An 18705-nucleotide genomic window follows, 5' to 3' on the forward strand; every position below is an offset into this window, starting at 1 on the left:
CGCTGCGCTCCACACCATCCTACGTCGTGCTCATCGTGGAGCTGCGAAGTGAACTACAGATCGGGGATGGAGAACGCCACCAGCCGATACCCTTCGGCCGTGCGGATGAAATCGAAGCTGGCGTGCTTGGCCGGCTCGAACGAGCCGTGCTGCCAATGCTCCATGGCCGACACCTTGGGGGTCTTCCATTGGGCAAAAGTGCCGCAGCTGTCGAAGTACTGCGGATCGCGCTCGGGATCGAAGGGCCAGCCCATGTCGTCTTGGCGCACGCCGTAGCCAGCAGAGCTACGCAATGACTCCAGCCGCTTGCGCAGGGCCTGGCCATGCTGGCGCAGCACGTCGTCCACCGAAGCGGCCCGCCAGTCATCCAGCGGTGCACTGCCCGGCCCGGTCCAGACTTGTGCAGAACTGTGGGCCTTCAGCGAAGCGTCATCCAGGTGCGGCAGGAAGTCGTCGCGGAACCAGGCGGCGAAGTCCTTCTCGATGTCGACGAAGCTGAGGTAGCGCCCATCCACCGCCTTGAAGGAAACACGACGCGGATCGCTGGAGGGCTGCTCTCCCACTTGCATCGAGAACCAGTCCAGCGCGTCGGCACGGGTGCCGTCGAAGTTTTCCACCAGCGTCCTGCCGTGGCGGTCGATCAGCAACTCCTTGCCGCCTCGCCAACCCAGGTGCTCGCAGTGTTCCGGCTTCACGCCGGGATCGGCGCATTGGCGCGTCGCGCCCTTCAGGGCCACGACCATGCCGTTGCGCATCGCCGAGGCATCGCTCAGTTTCGCGGCGATCAGCACCTGGCCGTCACCGTCGAGAAAGCCGACCTTGTCGCGCTGACGGTCGCGGAAGCGGATGCTGTTCTCGCTCTCGCAGATCGGTGCGTTGTCGTAGATGTACAGCGAGTCCGGCGCCACCTGGCGACCATCGCGCAGCAGGTAGTAGGTGCGGTAGCCGTCGGCGGTTTCCTCGCCGGTGGCGATGATGTGCTCGAAGCGCCGGGCCAGGGTGAACATCGGGCTGAGCTTCGGCTCGACCTTCACCTTGCCCTGCGCAGCCTTGAAGCCGATCAGGTCATTCTGCGTGAAGGCCACCCAGGGCTCGTCTGCCGCCACCGCCGATACGCTCAGCGCCAGCGTCGCCAGCCATAAGCCGATTGCCTTTGCGTCCATGCTGGAGAACCTCCCGTCGAATCCATGCTGCAGCGCATTGTGCCACGAGCAAAGAAAAGCCCCCGCACATCGCTGCGCGGGGGCTCGATCAGGCAAAGGAGCGATCAGGCCGGCTGGCGTTGCATCGCGCCGCTATCGGCTTCGCCTTTCAGGCTCCAGCTCTTGAGGTGTTCCAGGCTCGCGCGGTAGGGCTTCAGACCGCTGGCCAGCAGCAGTGCGCCAGCGACCAGGGCCACCACGCTGACGATCAGCAGCGAGTAGCGCAGCGCCATGTCGTCGGCGAACACGTAGTCGGTCACCAGGGCGATGGCGGTCGGACCGACGCCCAGGCCGAGCAGGGTGACCACGAACAGGTAGATGGCCGAGGCCTGGCCGCGCATGGAGTTGGGCATGATCTCCTGGATCGCCGCCGGGGCGACGCCGAAGGGCATGCTGAGGAAGAACACGATGGGCGCCATCATCGCTGCCGCGGCGTTGCCGCTATTGAGCAGCGGGTAGATCAGGCTCAGCGGGATGGCCAGGCAGGCGGCCAGCAGGCCCACGCGCATGTTCGCATCGGTGCGCCCGCGCTTGGCCCAGTAGTCGGCCAGGCGGCCGCCGCAGACGATGCCCAGGCAGCCGAACACGGCGACGATGCTGCCGTACACCACGCCCACGTGGCCGGCGTCCCAGCCATAGGTGCGGACGAAGAAGGTCGGCACCCACGCGCCGCTGCCGTAGCTGGCGAAGGAGATGCAGGCAAAGCCGAAGTTGTGGCAGAGCACGGTCTTGCGGTTGGCGCGCAGGTAGGCGCCCACTTCGCTCATCGGCACCACCACGCCGGCGCCCACGCCACGGCGGGTCGGCTCCTTCACCGCGAGCATGAGCAGGGTGAACAGTACGCCGGCGGCGCCGAGGATCAGGAAGATCAGCTGCCAGGGGCGCACTTCCCCGAGGATCGGCAGGTGCACGTCGCCCTGGGCGGAGGCGAACTTGATCACCAGCCCACCGAGCAGGAAGGCCAGGCCCGAGCCGAGGTAGATGCCCATGGAATACACGCTGATGGCGGTGGCGCGGCGCTGGGCCGGAAAGCTGTCGGCAATCAGCGAATAAGCCGCCGGCGACAGGGCCGCCTCGCCCACGCCGACACCGACGCGGAACAGCAGGAAGTGCCAGTACTGCCGGGCCAGGCCGCAGGCGGCGGTCATGGCGCTCCAGATCAGCACGCCGACGGTGATCAGCCCGCGCCGGCTGCGGCTGTCGGCCATGCGCCCGAGGGGGATGCCGCACAGGGTGTAGAACAGTGCGAAGGAAAGGCCCATCAGCAGGCTCATCTGCGTGTCGCTGATCTCAAGATCGCGGCGGATGGGGCCGACCAGCAGGTTGAGAATCTGTCGATCGATGAAGGACAGCACGTAGGCGACCATGAGGATCGCAACCGTGGACCAGGCCACGGCACTGGAGGGGTAGCCGTTATCGTTGTTCTTATTGTTATGGTGCATGCCGGACTCCTGAAACGCCGCCAATCGCGGCGAAGGCGAAGGGGAGAACCCGCAGAGTAGGCATTGCGAACGCGTCGCGCGCGCACTATCAGGTCTCTGAATGCGCGCGTTGGCCGTTGGCTGATGGATGGGTGGTCAGGGATTGGACGCTGGGTTCCCTGCAGGAGCGAGCTTGCTCGCGAACCAGGATCCCGCCATCGGCTCCGACGTCAGGCGGGTTCGCGAGCAAGCTCGCTCCTACGAGAATCAGGCCGTCTGGCAGGACGCGTAAGGCGGAACGATTGATCCGCCATGGCGGATCAAATCGCCTGCGGCACCCGCTCACAAAGCTTCGCCAACGCCCGCGCCCACAGCTCCTGGTCATTCAGGCAAGGCACCAGCACCAGCTCTTCACCGCCCGCCGCACGGAACTGCTCGTTGCCGCGCTGGCCGATCTCTTCCAGGGTCTCGATGCAGTCGGCGACGAAGGCCGGGCACATCACCAGCAGGCGCTTCACGCCCTGCTTGCCGAGCTTGTCCAGCTGCGCCTCGGTGTAGGGTTCGATCCACTTGTTGCGGCCGAGGCGCGACTGGAAGGACACCGACCAGCGCCCGTCCTGCAGCCCGGCCCCGGCAGCGAAGTCTTCCGCCGTGCGCAGGCACTGGCTGCGGTAACACACGGCCATGACGTCCTCGTGCACGCCCCGGCTGGAGCTGGCGGTGAGGTCGTGGGACTTGTCCTTCACCAGCTTGCGGATGTGCGACTCGGGCAGGCCGTGGAAGCTCAGCAGCAGGTGATCGTAGGGTTGTTCCAGGTAGGGCTTCACGCTGTCCACCAGCGCCTGGCGGTACTCCGGTTCGGCGTAGAACGGCGGCAGCACCTTCAGCTCCAGCTTGAGGTTGTGCTCGCGCATCACCCGGCGGGCTTCCTCGATGGCGGTGGTGGTGGTGCTGTCGGCGAACTGCGGGTAGAGCGGCGCAAAGGTCACCTGGGTGATGCCCTGTTGGCTCAGGCGCAACAGCGCCTTCTCGATCGACGGTTCGCCATAGCGCATGCCCAGCTCCACCGGGCCGTGCGGCCAGAACGGCTTCACCGCCTCCTGCAGGCGGCGGCTCAGCACGACCAGCGGCGAGCCCTCGTCCCACCAGATCGACGCATAGGCGTGGGCGGACTCCTCCGGGCGCTTGCGCAGCACCAGCGACACCAGCAGCCGGCGGATCGGCCAGGGCAGGTCGATGACGTAAGGGTCCATGAGGAACTGATCGAGGTAGCGGCGCACGTCCTCGACCTGGGGGGAGGCCGGTGATCCCAGGTTGACCAGCAGGAGGGCGTTTTGGGTCATGCAGTGTCCTTAAACCGGAGCGGTAGGAGGTCGTCGTGCGGGCTGCGCAGTTTACACGCAGCGATTCCAATCAAGGCCCGTCGAGAATGCCGCAGGCCGTCAACGCTGTTCGCGCAGCACATCCGCCAGCGCTTCCTTGAACTCCGGGAAGCGGAACACGAAACCGGCGTCCAGCAGGCGCCGCGGCACGATGCGCTGGCCGCCCAGCAGCAGGGTCGACATCTCCCCCAGCAACAGGCGCAGGGCGAAACCGGGCACCGGCATCAGTGTCGGCCGGTGCAGCGCCTGCCCCAGCTCCTGGGTGAAGTCGCGGTTGCGCACCGGGTTCGGCGCGCACGCATTATAGGGACCGCTGGCGTCGGCCTTGCGCAAAAGAAAATCGATCAGGGCGATCTGGTCTTCGATATGGATCCACGACATCCACTGGCGGCCATCGCCCAGGCGCCCACCCGCGCCCATGCGGAACGGCGGCAGCAGGCGCTTGAGGAAGCCGCCTTCGGGCGCCAGCACCAGACCGGTGCGCACCAGCACCACGCGCACGTCCAGGGCCTCCGCCTCACGGGCGATCTGCTCCCAGGCCAGGCACAGCTCGCTGGCGAAATCCTCGCCGGCGGCCGCGCTGTTCTCTTCCAGCGGGCGCTCGCCGGCATCGCCGTACCAGCCCACCGCCGAGCCATTGATCAGCACCGCGGGGCGCTGGCTGCGACCTTCGAGCCAGCCCACCAGGCGTTCGGTCAGGCGCACCCGGCTGTCCCACAGCAGGGCCTTGCGCCGGGCGCTCCAGGGCTTGTCGGCGATGGGCTCGCCGGCCAGGTTGAGCACCGCGTCCAGCGGGCCATCACCATAGGCCTCGAAGTCGGCGATGCCGCGCACCGACTCGCCGCAAAGCGCTGCCACGCGCTGCGGCTGGCGGCTCAGCACGGTGAGCTGGTGGCCTTCGGCGGCCCACTGGCGGCAGAGTCGACGGCCGATCAGGCCGGTGCCGCCGGTCAAGAGAATGTGCATGGCGAACTCCTTGTTGGGCTGTTCCACCTTCCATCAGTCTGGACGAGAGGCAGGCGATTGCATTGACACTCCCTCTGCGGCGAGGTCTACGCTGTAAGTGCCGGAACCCGAGCCGGGTTCATTCCTGAATGAACCGATGCGGCGCCGAAGGTTCCGATGATCGGACTCCTATCGTTGACGAGCGCGGACAGCTGAAACGTAATTGTACAGATAGTTTCGTTTGTACAAGAACACCCCGCTCGTTACGCTTCAATGCAAACAGATGACGAGGCATGTCATGAGCGCCCCCATTGCCATCATCGGCACCGGTATCGCCGCACTCTCGGCCGCCCACGCCTTGCGCGACGCCGGACAGGACGTCCAGCTGTTCGACAAGGGCCACGGCAGCGGCGGGCGGATGGCCAGCAAGCGCAGCGAAGCCGGCGCCCTGGACCTCGGTGCGCAGTACTTCACCGCCCGCGACCGGCGCTTCCTCGACGCCATCCAGAAGTGGCGCGAGCACGGCTGGGTCGCCGAGTGGGACCCGGCCCTCTACCAGTACCGCGACGGCGAACTGAGCCCCTCGCCCGACGAGCAGCCACGCTGGGTCGGCACCCCACGCATGAGCGCGATCACCCGTGCGCTGCTGCAGGACCAGGTCGTCACCTTCGCCTGCCGCATCACCGAGGTGTACCGCGGCGAGGAGCACTGGCACCTGCAGGACTCCGAAGGGCAGACCCACGGCCCCTTCAGTCGGGTGCTGGTGGCCACCCCGGCGCCCCAGGCCGCCGCCCTGCTGGCCAGCGCGCCGAAGCTGGCGGCCGCCGCCGCGAGCATTCCGATGGAACCGACCTGGGCGGTCGCCCTGGCCTTCCGCGAGCCGCTGGACACCCCGGTGCAGGGCTGCTTCGTGCATGAAGGACCGCTGTCCTGGCTGGCCAGCAACCACTCCAAGCCGGGCCGCGACGAGCAGCTCGACACCTGGGTGCTGCACGCCGCCAGCGGCTGGAGCAAGCAGCACATCGACCTGCCCAAGGAAAGCGTGATCGAGCACTTGCGCGGCGCCTTCGCCGAGCTGATCGGCTGCGCCGTGCATGCCCCCGATTTCGCCCTCGCCCACCGCTGGCTCTACGCGCGGCCCATGGAAGCCCACCAGTTCGGCGCGCTGGCCGATGCCGACCTGGGCATCTATGCCTGCGGCGACTGGTGTCTTTCCGGGCGCGTCGAAGGCGCCTGGTTGAGCGGCCTGGAAGCCGCGCGCCGGTTGCTCGAACACCTCTGATCCGACCTCCGCCCTCTCCCGCCGGGAGAGGCAACAGACCTGCGCTTTTCCCCTGCAAATCTGTACAAGGCTTTGCACTTGTACAGCCCTGCGCTTATCCTTACCGGTAGTTGTACAAATCCATCTGTCTTGTACAAGAAATCGGTAGCCGCCATGCCCAACAGCTCCCCCCGCCCCAAGCTCGCCATCAGCGCCTGCCTGCTCGGCGAGCCGGTGCGCTACAACGGTGGACACAAGGCCTCCAGGTTGTGCCTGGACGTGCTCAGCCGCTACTTCGACTTCGTCCCGCTGTGCCCGGAAGTCGCCATCGGCCTGGGCGTGCCACGCCCCACCCTGCGCCTGGTGGGCGACCGCAGCGATCCGCGGGCACTGATCCAGAGCGACGGCGGTCGCGACGTCAGCGAAGCGCTTCGCGATTTCGGACGCCGCCAGGCCGAGTTGCAGCAGGACATCTGCGGCTACATCTTCATGCAGCAGTCGCCGTCCTGCGGCCTGCAGCGGGTCAAGCTCTACCGCTTCGACGGCCAGCTGCGCCCGCCGGGCGTGAGCGGCCTGTATGCCGAGACCTTCTGTGCCCTGCGTCCGGAACTGCCGGTGGAAGAGGAAGGCCGGCTCAACGACCCGGTGATCCGCGAGAACTTCCTCACCCGCGTGTTCGCTTTCAGCGCCTGGCAGAAGCTCTGTGCAGAAGGCCTCAGCCGGCAGGCGGTGATCGCTTTCCACTCGCGTTACAAGTACCAGCTGATGGCGCACAACCCGCGCCAGTACAGCCTCCTCGGCCAGCGCCTGGGCAATATCGGCGGCCACGACCTGGCGTCTTTCGCCACCGAGTACTTCCGCGACTTCATGCAGGCTCTGGGCACCTGCGCCACCCGCGGCACCCACAGCAACGTGCTGCAGCACCTGGTCGGCTACCTCAAGCACGACCTGCCGGCGCCGGAGAAAGCCGAGATGCAGCACCTGATCGACCAGTACCGCCAGGGCGTGATCCCGCTGGTGGTGCCGCTCACCCTGCTCAAGCATCACTTCCGCCTGCACCCGCACCCCTACATCGATGCCCAGGCCTACCTGCAACCGCACCCCGAAGACTTGAGCCTGCGCAATGCCATCTGAAATGCCGACAGGATGCCAATGAACCCCGACCACCCCCACCAAGACTCGGACGACGACTATCGCCAGGCCCTGGCCGAAGGCTGGCTGCCGATCCGCGAAGTGTCCCGGCGCACCGGCGTCAACCCGGTCACCCTGCGCGCCTGGGAGCGCCGCTACGGCCTGGTCGTGCCGCAACGCACACCCAAGGGCCATCGCCTCTATTCCGAAGCCCAGATTGCGCGCATCCAGGCCATCCTCACCTGGCTCGGTCGCGGCGTGGCGGTAAGCAAGATCCGCGCGCTGCTCGACGGGAATGCCCCGCCGCCGGCAGAAAATACTGCCTCGCCGTGGGACGACCTGCGCCAGCAATGCATCGCCGCCATCGGCCGGATCAACGAGCGCCAGCTCGACGAGCTGTTCAACGGCGCCCTGGCCATCTACCCCGCGCAGACCCTCTGCGAACAGCTGATGCTGCCGCTGCTGGGCGACCTCGAATGGCGCTGGCAGGGCCAGTTCGGTGCGCAGCTGGAGCGATCCTTCTTCCACACCTGGCTGCGCACCAAGCTCGGCACCCGCCTCTACCACCACAACCGCCAGCAGCGCGGCGCCCCGCTGCTGCTGGTGAACCAGTCGGACCTGCCGCTGGAGCCCGGCCTGTGGCTCACCGCCTGGCTCGCCAGCAGCGCCGGCTGCCCGCTGGAAATCCTCGACTGGCCGCTGCCGCCCGGCGAACTGGCGCTGGCCGTGGAGCGTCTGCAGCCGCGCGGCGTCGTCCTCTATGCCAGCCGCGCGCTGAACCTCGCGCAGCTGCCACGCCTGCTCGCCGGCATCACCTGCCCGCTGCTGCTGGCCGGCCCGGCCACCGCGATCCATCCCGCCGAGCTGGGCGAACTGGCGCTGGGCGAACCGCCGCTGCAGCTCGCCAGCGATCCGCTGGCGGCTTTCGAACGACTACGTGAACTGCACCTGCTCAATGGAGAGGCCGTATGAAGCGCCAACTGGTCTGGCTGCGCAACGACCTGCGCCTGCGCGATAACAGCGCCCTGCACGCCGCCGCCGAACGCGACGGCTCGGTGATCGCCCTTTACCTGATCAGCCCCACCCAGTGGCAGGAGCACGACGATGCCCCGTGCAAAGTCGACTTCTGGCTGCGTAACCTGCAGGAACTGCGCGCCGGCCTGGACGAATTGAACATCCCGCTGCTGATCCGCACCGTCGAGCACTGGAGCGGCGCGGCGAAAACCATCGCCCGGCTGTGTACCCAGCTGGAGATCAAGACCGTCCACGTCAATGAGGAATACGGCATCAACGAGGCGCGCCGCGACGCCGAGGTCGAGATGGCCCTGGAACAGGAAGGCGTGCGTTTTCGCAGCCACCTCGACCAGTTGTTCTTTACCCCCGGCACCATCCTCACCAAGGGCGGCACCTACTTCCAGGTCTACAGCCAGTTCCGCAAGGTCTGCTACGAGCGCCTGAACCTCGGCGTTCCCGCGCTGCTGCCGGCGCCGCCGCGCCAGCAGCGACCGGATGTCGACAGCGATCCGCTGCCCACCAAGGTGAAGGGGTTCGAGACGCCCCCGGACACGCTGCGCGAGGAATGGCCTGCCGGCGAGGAGGCCGCCCACGAGCGCATCGAACTGTTCGTCGACGAAATCCTCAAGACCTACCAGGACACCCGCGATCTCCCCGCCCGCGATGGCACCAGCCGCCTCTCGCCGTACCTGGCCGCCGGCGTGCTGTCGCCGCGGCAATGCCTGCACGCGGCGCTGGCGAACAACCATGGCGAGTTCGAGACCGGCAACAGCGGCGCGGTGAGCTGGATCAACGAGCTGCTCTGGCGCGAGTTCTACAAGCACATCCTGGTCGGCTTCCCGCGCGTCAGCCGGCACCGCGCCTTCCGCGAGGACACCGAGAAGCTAAAGTGGCGCCGCTCGCAGAAGGACCTGGAAGACTGGCAGCAGGGCCGCACCGGCTTCCCCCTCATCGACGCCGCCATGCGCCAGCTGCTGGCCACCGGCTGGATGCACAACCGCCTGCGCATGGTGGTGGCGATGTTCCTCACCAAGAACCTGCTGATCGACTGGCGCGAGGGCGAGCGCTGGTTCATGCAGCACCTGATCGACGGCGACCTGGCGGCGAACAACGGCGGCTGGCAATGGAGTGCCTCCACCGGCACCGACGCGGCGCCCTACTTCCGTATCTTCAACCCGGTCTCGCAGTCCGAACGCTTCGACCCGGACGGCCGCTTCATCCGCCGCTGGGTGCCGGAACTGGCAGGCGTGGAGGGCAAGGCCGTGCACGACCCATCGCGCCTGGGGCTGTTCGGCGTACAGGGTTATCCACAGCCGATGTGCGACCTTTCCGCCACCCGCGGGCGGGCGCTGGAGGCATTCAAGAGCCTCGCCGCCTCTGTTTGAGCGCCTCTCTGCCAGTGGGCGTAGGAGCGGACTTCGTCCGCGATCGGCCCGAACCCCGCTGGAGCTCACCGCGGACGAAGTTGGCTCCTGGCCAAGCAACCAGCCACAAAAAAGCCGGGCTCCTGGCCCGGCTTCTTGTCAGCGTTCTGTTACAGAGGATGCGTGTAATAGAGGCTGTAGGACTCGATACCGTCGTTCGGCTGGCTGATGCCGGCGTTCGAATAGTGCATGGCACGCAGGCCGATCTTCTGGCCGCCGCCGAACTTCAGGCCCGCGCCGATGCGGTCCTCGAAGTTGAAGGCGCCACCCAGGTTCTGGTCGCCGACGCGGGAGCCGCTGAACAGCGCCACGCCGATACCGGCCTCGATGAAGGGCTGTACGCGCTCGCCGGAAAACTCGTAGACAAACACCGGGCTCAACGAAAGCGAATGACGGCCGCTGGCCTCGTCACCGCCTTCCCAATAGGTGTAACCCGCATCCCAGTAGCCGGTCAGGCGTCCGCTGGAGCTTTCCCACCAGCTCTTGTCCCAGTTCATGCCCAGGCCCAGGCGATAGGTCATGCCATTCTGGCCGGTGAACCCCACCGCGCCGGTAAGGTCGGCAGCGTGGGCGCTCAGGCAGGCGCCCAGGGACAGCGCGGCCACGGCGATCAGCGACAGATATCTCTTCATCGGGTAAGTCCTTTATTAGAAAGCTGAATGAAAATTCCCCGCGAATAGCTGGCAATTATAAGACCATTTGTCGGAATACAACGGAAGACAAAAGTCGATAGCTGGCTACTTTTTCTCTCAGCCCGGGTAGAAACTGACCGGTTCGTCAGTGCCCCAGAGTACTGGCAATACGCGTTCAAGGCCTTCGACCGCGCCACTGGTCCAGAACTCAGTTTTTCTTGCCTGGCCTTGCGCCAGCAACTCGCGAGCCCCCAGCAGCCGCTCCAGCTGGCGGGCCACGGCGGCGCCGGTGTCGATCAGCGAGACCGTGGCCGGGACCATCTCGCGCAGCAGCGGGCGCAGGAAGGGGTAATGGGTGCAGCCCAGGATCAGCGTGTCGCAACCCTCGGCCAGCAGCGGCGTGACGTAACCCTGCAACAACTCGCGGGTCTGTGGGCCGGCGAGATCGCCCAGCTCGATGCGCTCCACCAGCCCCGGGCAGGGCTGGGTGATGACCCGCACGTCACTGGCGAAGCGATCCAGCAAGGCCGCAAAGCGCGCGCTCTTCAGGGTGCCGGTGGTGGCCAGTACGCCGACCACGCCGCTACGCGTGGCCTCGGCCGCCGGCTTCACCGCCGGCTCCATGGCCACGATGGGCAGTTGCGGATACAGCTCGCGCAGGTCCGCGGCGGCTGCCGCGGTGGCCGTGTTGCACGCCAGCACCAGCGCCTTGGCGCCACGGGAGAGCAGGAACTCGGCGATGGCGCGGCAACGCGCGCGGATGTACTCGGGGGTCTTCTCGCCATAAGGCACGTGGCCGCAGTCGGCGAGGTAGATCAGGGATTCGTGGGGAAGCCGTCCACGGATTTCGTGGAGGACGCTGAGGCCGCCCACGCCGGAGTCGAACACGCCGATGGGCGCGGCTTCAGCCATGCGTGGCTCCGCACACGGCGCACTGCGGGTCGCGCTTGACCCGCAGTTCGCGGAAGCGCGAACCCAGCGCGTCGATCAGCAGCAGTCGCCCCACCAGCGGCTCGCCGAAACCGGCCAGCAACTTCAAGGCTTCCAGCGCCTGCAGGCTACCCACCAGCCCCACCAGCGGGCCGACCACGCCGGCCTCGCTGCAGGTCAGTTCGGCTTCGCTGCCATGGCCGTAGAGGCAGTGGTAGCAGGGGCTGTCCTCGCGGCGCAGATCGAACACCGAGAGCTGCCCTTCCAGGCGGATGGCCGCGCCGCTCACCAGCGGTTTCTTCGCGGCGACGCAGGCGGCATTCACCGCCTCGCGGGTACCGAAGTTGTCGCAGCAGTCCAGCACCAGGTCCACGGCCGCCACGGCGGCGTCGAGGGAGTCGGCGTCCAGCGCCTGGCGATGGGCGACCAGTTTCACCTCGGGGTTGATCGCCTGCAGGCGAGCGCTCGCCGAGTCCACCTTGGTCGTGCCGACCGTGGTGGTGTCGTGGATGATCTGCCGCTGCAGGTTGGTCAGGTCGACGGTGTCGAAGTCCGCCAGGTGCAGTTCGCCGACGCCGGCAGCGGCGAGGTACAGCGCCACCGGCGCTCCCAAGCCACCAAGGCCGACGATCAGCACGCGGCTGTCCTTCAGGCGCAGCTGGCCGTCGACGTCGATCTGCGACAGCAGGATCTGCCGGCTGTACCGCAGCAGTTCGTTGTCGCTCAGCATGTCCAGCGCCCCAGGCTGATGCGCTCGTGACCGCCCAGGTCGCGGCGGCTTTCCACGGCGCTGAAGCCACGCCTGAGCAGCAGCTCGCGTACGGCATCGGGCTGGTCGAAGCCGTGTTCGAGCATCAGCCAGCCGCCGTTTTCCAGGTGGTTCGGCGCCTGCTCGATGATCAGGCGGATGTCGTCCAGCCCATCCTGCCCGGAGACCAGCGCGCTCGAGGGTTCGAAGCGCACGTCGCCCTGCTTGAGGTGCGGGTCGGTGCTGGGGATGTACGGCGGGTTGCTGACGATCAGCGAAAAACGCTCGCCGTTCACCGCGGAGAACCAGTGGCTGGCGCGGAAGGCGACGTTGCCCAGGCGCAGGCGTTCGCGGTTGCGTTCGGCCAGGGCCACGGCCTCGGGGATGCGGTCGACGCCCAGCACCTGCCAGCTCAGGCGTTCACACGCCAGCGCAAGGGCGATGGCACCGGTGCCAGTCCCCAGGTCGAGCACGCGCGATGGCGAGGCCGGCAGCAGCGCCAGCGCGGTCTCCACCAGCAGCTCGGTGTCCGGGCGCGGGATCAGGGTGTGCGGCGCAACTTCCAGGTCCAGGCTCCAGAAGCCCTGGCGGCCGAGGATGTAGGCCACCGGCTCGCCGGCTACCCGGCGCGCCAGGTAACGGTCGTAGAGGTCGTGGGCCTCGCGGCTGACCACGCGCTCGGGCCAGGTGCGCAGGAAGCTGCGCGGCTTGCCCAGGGCGGCGCTGAGCAGCAGCTCGGCATCCAGGCGCGCGCTGGGCGAGTCCGGCAATTGCGCCTCGTTGAGCAGGGTCATGATGGTTGCCATGGTCTTTCGCTCTCTCAGTTGCCCGCGCTCAATCGCCGAGCGCGGCCAGCTGGTCGGCCTGGAACTCTTGCAACAACGGCTCGATGACCTGCTCCACCGCGCCTTCCATGACTTCACCCAGGGAATACAGGGTGAGGTTGATGCGGTGGTCGGTCACCCGGCCCTGGGGGAAATTGTAGGTGCGGATGCGCTCGGAGCGATCGCCCGAACCGACCAGCAGCTTGCGTGTGCTGGCAATCGCCTGCTGGGCGGCGGACTGCTGCTGGTCGTTGAGCCGGGCCGCCAGCCAGGCCATGGCCTTGGCGCGGTTCTTGTGCTGCGAACGTTCTTCCTGGCACTCGACCACGATGCCCGACGGAATGTGCACGATGCGCACCGCCGAGTCGGTCTTGTTCACGTGCTGGCCGCCAGCGCCGGAGGAACGGTAGGTGTCGATGCGCAGGTCGGCCGGGTTGATCTCGATGGCCGCCTGTTCGTCCGGCTCGGGCAGCACCGCCACAGTGCACGCCGAGGTGTGGATACGGCCCTGGGATTCGGTGGCCGGCACGCGCTGCACGCGGTGGGCGCCGGACTCGAACTTGAGCTTGGCGTAGACGTTTTCGCCTTCGACTCGGGCGATCACTTCTTTATAGCCGCCGTGCTCGCCCTCGTTCTCGGACATGACTTCCACGCGCCAGCCCTGTTTCTCGGCATAGCGCGAGTACATGCGGAACAGGTCTCCGGAGAAGATCGCCGCTTCGTCGCCGCCGGTGCCGGCGCGGATTTCCAGGAAGACGTTGCGCCCGTCGTTGGGGTCCTTGGGCAGCAGCATGCGCTGCAGGCGATCCTCCAGGCCGACCAGCGCAGTCCTGGCCTCGGCCACCTCTTCCTCGGCCATCTCGCGCAGGTCCGGGTCGCTGTCCTTGAGCAGCGCCTGGGCGCCTTCGAGGTCCGACTGCACCTTGCGGAACTCGCGGAAGGCGAGGATCACCGGCTCCACTTCCGCGTATTCGCGGGAGTAGGCGCGGAACCGGGTCTGGTCGCTGATGACTTCGGCGTCGCCCAGCAGAGCGGTGAGCTCTTCGTAGCGGTCGCTGAGGATATCCAGCTTTTTCAGGAGGGAGGCTTTCATCGCTTGTCAGTGCCCTCCTCGAGGGCGAACAGTTCCTGCGCGACGGCCAGCGCATCGATGCGGCCCTCGGCGGAGAGTTTCTTCATCTGCACGCTGGGCGCGTGCAGCAATTTGTTGGTCAGGCCACGGCTGAGCTGGGCGATGACTTCCATCGGGTCGGCGCCATTGGCCAGCAGGCGCTGGGCCTTCTGGGTTTCCTCGTCGCGCAGGCGCTCGGCCTGCTGGCGGTAGGCGCGCAGCACGTCGACCGCGGCCAGCTCGCGCAGACGCTGCATGAACTCGCCGACGCCGTCGCCCACCAGCTCCTCGGCAGCCTGGGCAGCACCCTGGCGGCTCTTGAGGTTCTCGGCGACCACTTCGTGGAGGTCGTCGACGCTATAGAGGTAGACGTCTTCCAGCTCGCCGACTTCCGGCTCGATGTCGCGCGGTACGGCAATGTCGACCATGAACATCGGCTTGTGCCGGCGCTGCTTCAGCGCGCGTTCCACTGCACCCTTGCCGAGGATCGGCAGCTGGCTGGCGGTGGAACTGATGACGATGTCACTGTTCACCAGCTCGTCGGGCATGTCCGCCAGCAGGATGGCGCGGGCGCCGAACTGCTCGGCGAGCAGACTGGCGCGCTCCAGGGTGCGGTTGGCGACGACGATGCGCTTCACGCCCTGCTCGTGCAGATGCCGGGCGACCAGGGTGATGGTCTCGCCGGCGCCGATCAGCAATGCCTGGCTGCGGCTCAGGTCGCTGAATATCTGCCGGGCCAGGCTGACCGCGGCGAAGGCCACGGACACCGGGTTCTCGCCGATGGCGGTGTCGGTGCGCACGGTCTTGGCGGTGCTGAAGGTGGCCTGGAACAGCCGGCCGAGCATCGGTCCGACGGTACCGGCCTCGCGCGCCACGGCGTAGGCGGACTTCATCTGGCCGAGGATCTGCGGCTCGCCCAGCACCATGGAATCCAGGCCGGCGGCGACGCGCATCATGTGGCGCACGGCTTCCTCGTCCTGGTGGACGTAGGCGCAGGCACGCAGGTCGTCGATCCCCAGGTTGTGGTAGTCGGCCAGCCAGGCCAGCACGTCGCCGGCGTCCGGGTGCTCGATCTCCAGGTAGAGTTCGCTGCGGTTGCAGGTGGAGAGGATCGCGGCCTCACGGCTGGAGGTCAGCCGGCAGAGCAGCTGCAGCGCCTCGACCATCTGCTCGGGAGTAAAGGCCACGCGCTCGCGGACGGCCACGGACGCGGTCTTGTGGTTGATGCCGAGGGCAATGAAGGCCATGCAGAATCGCTGAGCTGATCGGAAAGCCCGCAATTGTCCTACTTAGCCTTGTGAAGGACAACCACCCGCGACGGATCGCACACGGCAAATCGACGACAAGGGCAGAAGCGGGACCTGCCCATGGGATTGGCACTTTCCTTATGTCATGATGGTCTCATTTCGCAGGTCAGGCCCTCGTCCTTCCTCTATGAACAAGTCTCTTGCGCTGCTGACTGCTCTGCTGCTGCTCGGCGGCTGCCAGTCTCTTACACAGAAAAATCCCGATGGTGCTTCCGCGGAGAAGGACAAGGCTGCGGCTGCCCAGAAGAACCAGCAGTACGGCTCCTTCAGCGAAGACACGCTGTTCTCGCTGCTGACCGCGGAAATCGCCGGCCAGCGCAACCGCTTCGACATCGCCCTGGCGAACTACGTCGAGCAGGCCAGGGAGACCCAGGACCCGGGCGTCGCCGAGCGCGCGTTCCGCATCGCCGAGTACCTGGGCGCCGACCAGGAAGCCCTGGACACCTCGCTGATCTGGGCCAAGGCCGCGCCGGACAACCTCGACGCCCAGCGCGCCGCCGCCATCCAGCTGGCGCGCACCGGCCAGTACGACGAATCCATGGTTTACATGGAGAAAGTCCTCAACGGCCAGGGCGATACCCACTTCGACTTCCTCGCGCTGTCCGCCGCCGAGACCGACCCGGACACCCGCGCCGGCCTGCTGCAGAGCTTCGACCGCCTGCTGAAGAAGTACCCCAACAATGGCCAGCTGCTGTTCGGCAAGGCCCTGCTGCTGCAGCAGGATGGCCGTCCGCAGGAAGCCCTGCACCTGCTGGAGGACAACGCCGCCAGCAAGCACGACGTCGCCCCGCTGCTGCTGCGCGCGCGCCTGCTGCAGAGCATGAAGCGCAGCGACGAAGCGCTGCCGCTGCTCAAGAACGGCATCAAGGAGCACCCGGACGACAAGCGCGTGCACCTCGCCTATGCCCGCCTGCTGGTGGAGCAGAACCGCCTGGAAGACGCCAAGGCGGAGTTCTCCGCGCTGGTCGAGCAGTTCCCCGATGACGACGACCTGCGCTTCTCCCTGGCCCTGGTCTGCCTCGAAGCCCAGGCCTGGGACGAAGCCAAGGTCTACCTGCAGGAACTGGTCGAGCGCGACAGCCATGTCGATTCCGCGCACTTCAACCTGGGCCGCCTGGCCGAGGAGCAGAAGGACAAGGACACCGCGCTCAAGGAATACGCCCTGGTCGGCCCGGGCAACGACTTCCTCCCGGCCCAGCTGCGCGCCACTGAGATCCTGCTGGACCAGAAGCGCTACGACGATGCCTCGCGCCGCCTCGCCGAAACCCGCGAGCGCCAGCCCGACTACGCCATCCAGCTGTACCTGATCGAAGCCGAAGGCCTGTCCAACCGCGACCAGGTGGACCGTGCCTGGAGCGTCATCCAGCAAGGCATCAAGCAGTTCCCCGACGATCTCAACCTGCTCTACACCCGCTCCATGCTCGCCGAGAAGCGCAACGACCTGGCGCAGATGGAGCAGGACCTGCGCCTGATCATCCAGCGCGAGCCGGACAACGCCATGGCGCTCAACGCGCTGGGCTACACCCTGGCCGACCGCACCACCCGCTACAGCGAAGCCCGCGACCTGATCCAGAAGGCCCATTCGCTGAACCCGGACGACCCCGCGATCCTCGACAGCCTGGGCTGGGTGAATTACCGCCTGGGCAACCTCAGCGAAGCGGAAACCTACCTGCGCAAGGCGCTGGAACGCTTCCCCGACCACGAAGTGGCGGCGCACCTGGGCGAAGTGCTCTGGGCCCAGGGCAAGCAGAGCGAAGCGCGCAAGGTCTGGGCCACCGCCCTGCAAAGCCAGCCTGACAGCCCCGTCCTGCGCGACACCATGCTGCGCCTGACCGGCTCCGGAACCCTCTGATTTATGCGTTTACATCACCTCATCGGCGCCGCGGCGCTGGCCCTGCTCGCCGGCTGCTCCAGCTTCGGCACCCACGAAGCCCTGGAAGGCCAGGGCAATGCCACCGCCTGGAACGCCCACAAGGCCCGCATCGCAACCCTCGACGGCTGGCAGATCGACGGCAAGGTCGGCATCCGCGCCCCCAAGGACTCCGGTAGCGGCACCCTGTTCTGGCTGCAGCGCCAGGATTACTACGACATCCGCCTGTCCGGCCCGCTGGGGCGTGGCGCCGCTCGGCTGACCGGCCGCGAAGGCGCGGTGACCCTGGAAGTCGCCGGGCAAGGCCGCTTTGAAGCCGCCTCCCCCGAGGAGCTGCTGGAACAGCAGATGGGCTGGCGCCTGCCGGTCTCGCACCTGCTCTGGTGGATTCGCGGCCTGCCCGCGCCCGACAGCAAGAGCCGCCTGACCCTGGACGGCGACAGCCGCCTGGCCAAGCTGCAGCAGGACGGCTGGGACGTCGAGTACACCCGCTACAGCGAACAGGACGGCTACTGGCTGCCCGAGCGCCTGAAGCTGCACGGCCAGGACCTCGACGTCACCCTGGTGGTGAAATCCTGGCAGCCGCGCCAGCTGGGCGCTCAATCGAGCAATGCGGGCCAGCAGTGACATGCAGGACCGCCTGACCCTGCCGGCGCCGGCCAAGCTCAACCTGTTCCTGCACATCACCGGCCGTCGCGCCGACGGCTACCACGAGCTGCAGACCCTCTTCCAGTTCCTCGACCACGGCGACGAACTGCAATTCGCCGTTCGCGAAGACGGCGAAATCCGCCTGAACACCGAGATCGACGGCGTTCCCCACGACAGCAACCTGATCGTCAAGGCCGCACGCCGGCTGCAGGAGCAATCGGGCTGCAAGCTGGGCGCCGACATCTGGCTGGACAAGCGCCTGCCCATGGGCGGCGGCATCGGTGGCGGCAGCTCCGACGCCGCCACCACCCTGCTCGCGCTCAATCATCTCTGGCAGCTGGCCTTCAGCGAAGATCGCCTCGCCGCGCTGGGCCTGACGCTGGGCGCCGACGTCCCGGTGTTCGTGCGTGGCCGCGCGGCATTCGCCGAGGGCGTTGGCGAACAGCTCACGCCGGTGGCGCTGGATGAACCCTGGTTCCTCGTTGTCGTGCCGCAAGTCTTTGTCTCAACAGCAGAAGTTTTCTCCGATCCCGAGTTGACACGGGATACTCCGCCCATTAAAGTTCGCAGCCTTCTCGGGGTGGACGGTCATAACGACTGCCAGCCGGTCGTCGAGAAGCGTTACCCGGATGTACGTAACGCACTGATCCAGCTAGGTAAATTTACCCAAGCGAGATTGACCGGCACCGGAGCTTGTGTGTTTGGGAGCTTCCCAAACAAGGGCGATGCTGATAAAGTTCGCCGCCAACTTCCGGCCACTCTGCCGAGTTTCGTAGCTCAGGGGCGTAACATCTCGATGTTGCACCGCAAGCTGCAAAACCTGGCCTGAGAAGAAAGCAATGTAATCGGTTGTAC

Annotated in this window: 17 protein-coding genes; 7 read left to right on the forward strand and 10 right to left on the reverse strand. The window is 66.9% G+C overall.

The genetic code is table 11. The annotated features are described in order from the left end of the window. Positions 1–53: 53 nt before the first annotated feature. From HNP46_RS29625 to HNP46_RS29640, 4 genes are all read right to left on the reverse strand, one after another. Complete coding sequence (locus HNP46_RS29625; RefSeq protein ID WP_184596271.1) at positions 54–1163, reverse strand: hypothetical protein; 1110 nt, start codon at positions 1161–1163, stop codon at positions 54–56. A 104-nt stretch (positions 1164–1267) separates the two neighbouring features. Next, positions 1268–2644 (reverse strand): spinster family MFS transporter, encoded by a 1377-nt coding sequence (locus HNP46_RS29630; RefSeq protein ID WP_184596273.1) that lies wholly within the window; start codon positions 2642–2644, stop codon positions 1268–1270. A 299-nt stretch (positions 2645–2943) separates the two neighbouring features. Continuing rightward, positions 2944–3966: a ferrochelatase gene (gene hemH, locus HNP46_RS29635; RefSeq protein WP_184596275.1), complete on the reverse strand. Its 1023-nt coding sequence runs from the start codon at positions 3964–3966 to the stop codon at positions 2944–2946. Positions 3967–4065: 99 nt separating this feature from the next. Next, positions 4066–4971, reverse strand: a complete 906-nt coding sequence (locus HNP46_RS29640) for a TIGR01777 family oxidoreductase (protein ID WP_184596277.1) — start codon at positions 4969–4971, stop codon at positions 4066–4068. Between the two features lie 277 nt (positions 4972–5248). Here HNP46_RS29640 and HNP46_RS29645 point away from each other — a divergent pair, with 277 nt between their 5' ends. From HNP46_RS29645 to phrB, 4 genes are all read left to right on the forward strand, one after another. After that, positions 5249–6232: an NAD(P)/FAD-dependent oxidoreductase gene (locus HNP46_RS29645; protein ID WP_184596279.1), complete on the forward strand. Its 984-nt coding sequence runs from the start codon at positions 5249–5251 to the stop codon at positions 6230–6232. A gap of 153 nt (positions 6233–6385) precedes the next feature. After that, positions 6386–7345, forward strand: coding sequence for a YbgA family protein (locus HNP46_RS29650; protein ID WP_184596281.1), 960 nt, complete (start codon positions 6386–6388; stop codon positions 7343–7345). A gap of 18 nt (positions 7346–7363) precedes the next feature. Beyond that, positions 7364–8314: a MerR family transcriptional regulator gene (locus HNP46_RS29655; protein ID WP_184596283.1), complete on the forward strand. Its 951-nt coding sequence runs from the start codon at positions 7364–7366 to the stop codon at positions 8312–8314. Further along, positions 8311–9741, forward strand: coding sequence for a deoxyribodipyrimidine photo-lyase (phrB, locus tag HNP46_RS29660; RefSeq protein ID WP_184596284.1), 1431 nt, complete (start codon positions 8311–8313; stop codon positions 9739–9741). Before HNP46_RS29655 ends, phrB begins: the two co-directional genes overlap by 4 nt. A gap of 149 nt (positions 9742–9890) precedes the next feature. Here the strand turns inward: phrB and HNP46_RS29665 are convergent, their stop codons facing one another. From HNP46_RS29665 to hemA, 6 genes are all read right to left on the reverse strand, one after another. Then, a complete protein-coding gene (locus HNP46_RS29665) occupies positions 9891–10412 on the reverse strand; it encodes an acyloxyacyl hydrolase (protein ID WP_184596286.1) in 522 nt (173 codons plus the stop codon). 117 nt (positions 10413–10529) lie between these two features. Then, positions 10530–11324 carry a glutamate racemase gene (murI, locus tag HNP46_RS29670; protein ID WP_184596288.1) on the reverse strand — a complete coding sequence of 265 codons (795 nt, stop codon included), beginning with the start codon at positions 11322–11324 and terminating at the stop codon, positions 10530–10532. After that, a complete protein-coding gene (locus tag HNP46_RS29675) occupies positions 11317–12072 on the reverse strand; it encodes a molybdopterin-synthase adenylyltransferase MoeB (protein ID WP_184596290.1) in 756 nt (251 codons plus the stop codon). Before HNP46_RS29675 ends, murI begins: the two co-directional genes overlap by 8 nt. Then, positions 12066–12896: a peptide chain release factor N(5)-glutamine methyltransferase gene (gene prmC / locus HNP46_RS29680; protein WP_184596293.1), complete on the reverse strand. Its 831-nt coding sequence runs from the start codon at positions 12894–12896 to the stop codon at positions 12066–12068. Before prmC ends, HNP46_RS29675 begins: the two co-directional genes overlap by 7 nt. Positions 12897–12924: 28 nt before the next feature. Further along, positions 12925–14007, reverse strand: coding sequence for a peptide chain release factor 1 (prfA, locus tag HNP46_RS29685; RefSeq protein WP_184596295.1), 1083 nt, complete (start codon positions 14005–14007; stop codon positions 12925–12927). Next, positions 14004–15272: a glutamyl-tRNA reductase gene (gene hemA, locus HNP46_RS29690; protein WP_184596297.1), complete on the reverse strand. Its 1269-nt coding sequence runs from the start codon at positions 15270–15272 to the stop codon at positions 14004–14006. The genes prfA and hemA overlap by 4 nt, the downstream gene beginning before the upstream one ends. A 145-nt stretch (positions 15273–15417) precedes the next feature. Between hemA and HNP46_RS29695 the strand changes: the two genes are divergently transcribed. The 3 genes from HNP46_RS29695 to ispE are packed head-to-tail and all read left to right on the forward strand — an operon-like array spanning position 15418 to position 18679. Further along, positions 15418–17184 carry a tetratricopeptide repeat protein gene (locus HNP46_RS29695; protein ID WP_184596299.1) on the forward strand — a complete coding sequence of 589 codons (1767 nt, stop codon included), beginning with the start codon at positions 15418–15420 and terminating at the stop codon, positions 17182–17184. 3 nt (positions 17185–17187) lie between these two features. Further along, positions 17188–17829, forward strand: coding sequence for a lipoprotein insertase outer membrane protein LolB (gene lolB / locus HNP46_RS29700; protein WP_184596301.1), 642 nt, complete (start codon positions 17188–17190; stop codon positions 17827–17829). A gap of 1 nt (position 17830) precedes the next feature. Further along, entirely contained in the window at positions 17831–18679 is an 849-nt protein-coding gene (ispE, locus tag HNP46_RS29705) for a 4-(cytidine 5'-diphospho)-2-C-methyl-D-erythritol kinase (RefSeq protein ID WP_184596303.1), read from the forward strand. Positions 18680–18705: the final 26 nt, after the last annotated feature.

This window comes from Pseudomonas nitroreducens, from assembly GCF_014204515.1.
Taxonomy (GTDB): Bacteria; Pseudomonadota; Gammaproteobacteria; order Pseudomonadales; family Pseudomonadaceae; genus Pseudomonas; species Pseudomonas nitritireducens_A.

Coding starts and splice junctions, on each gene's coding strand:
- HNP46_RS29625 (WP_184596271.1), bottom strand. CDS start 1,163: ATGGACGCAAAGGCAATCGGCTTATGGCTGGCGACGCTGGCGCTGAGC.
- HNP46_RS29630 (WP_184596273.1), bottom strand. CDS start 2,644: ATGCACCATAACAATAAGAACAACGATAACGGCTACCCCTCCAGTGCC.
- hemH (WP_184596275.1), bottom strand. CDS start 3,966: ATGACCCAAAACGCCCTCCTGCTGGTCAACCTGGGATCACCGGCCTCC.
- HNP46_RS29640 (WP_184596277.1), bottom strand. CDS start 4,971: ATGCACATTCTCTTGACCGGCGGCACCGGCCTGATCGGCCGTCGACTC.
- HNP46_RS29645 (WP_184596279.1), top strand. CDS start 5,249: ATGAGCGCCCCCATTGCCATCATCGGCACCGGTATCGCCGCACTCTCG.
- HNP46_RS29650 (WP_184596281.1), top strand. CDS start 6,386: ATGCCCAACAGCTCCCCCCGCCCCAAGCTCGCCATCAGCGCCTGCCTG.
- HNP46_RS29655 (WP_184596283.1), top strand. CDS start 7,364: ATGAACCCCGACCACCCCCACCAAGACTCGGACGACGACTATCGCCAG.
- phrB (WP_184596284.1), top strand. CDS start 8,311: ATGAAGCGCCAACTGGTCTGGCTGCGCAACGACCTGCGCCTGCGCGAT.
- HNP46_RS29665 (WP_184596286.1), bottom strand. CDS start 10,412: ATGAAGAGATATCTGTCGCTGATCGCCGTGGCCGCGCTGTCCCTGGGC.
- murI (WP_184596288.1), bottom strand. CDS start 11,324: ATGGCTGAAGCCGCGCCCATCGGCGTGTTCGACTCCGGCGTGGGCGGC.
- HNP46_RS29675 (WP_184596290.1), bottom strand. CDS start 12,072: ATGCTGAGCGACAACGAACTGCTGCGGTACAGCCGGCAGATCCTGCTG.
- prmC (WP_184596293.1), bottom strand. CDS start 12,896: ATGGCAACCATCATGACCCTGCTCAACGAGGCGCAATTGCCGGACTCG.
- prfA (WP_184596295.1), bottom strand. CDS start 14,007: ATGAAAGCCTCCCTCCTGAAAAAGCTGGATATCCTCAGCGACCGCTAC.
- hemA (WP_184596297.1), bottom strand. CDS start 15,272: ATGGCCTTCATTGCCCTCGGCATCAACCACAAGACCGCGTCCGTGGCC.
- HNP46_RS29695 (WP_184596299.1), top strand. CDS start 15,418: ATGATGGTCTCATTTCGCAGGTCAGGCCCTCGTCCTTCCTCTATGAAC.
- lolB (WP_184596301.1), top strand. CDS start 17,188: ATGCGTTTACATCACCTCATCGGCGCCGCGGCGCTGGCCCTGCTCGCC.
- ispE (WP_184596303.1), top strand. CDS start 17,831: ATGCAGGACCGCCTGACCCTGCCGGCGCCGGCCAAGCTCAACCTGTTC.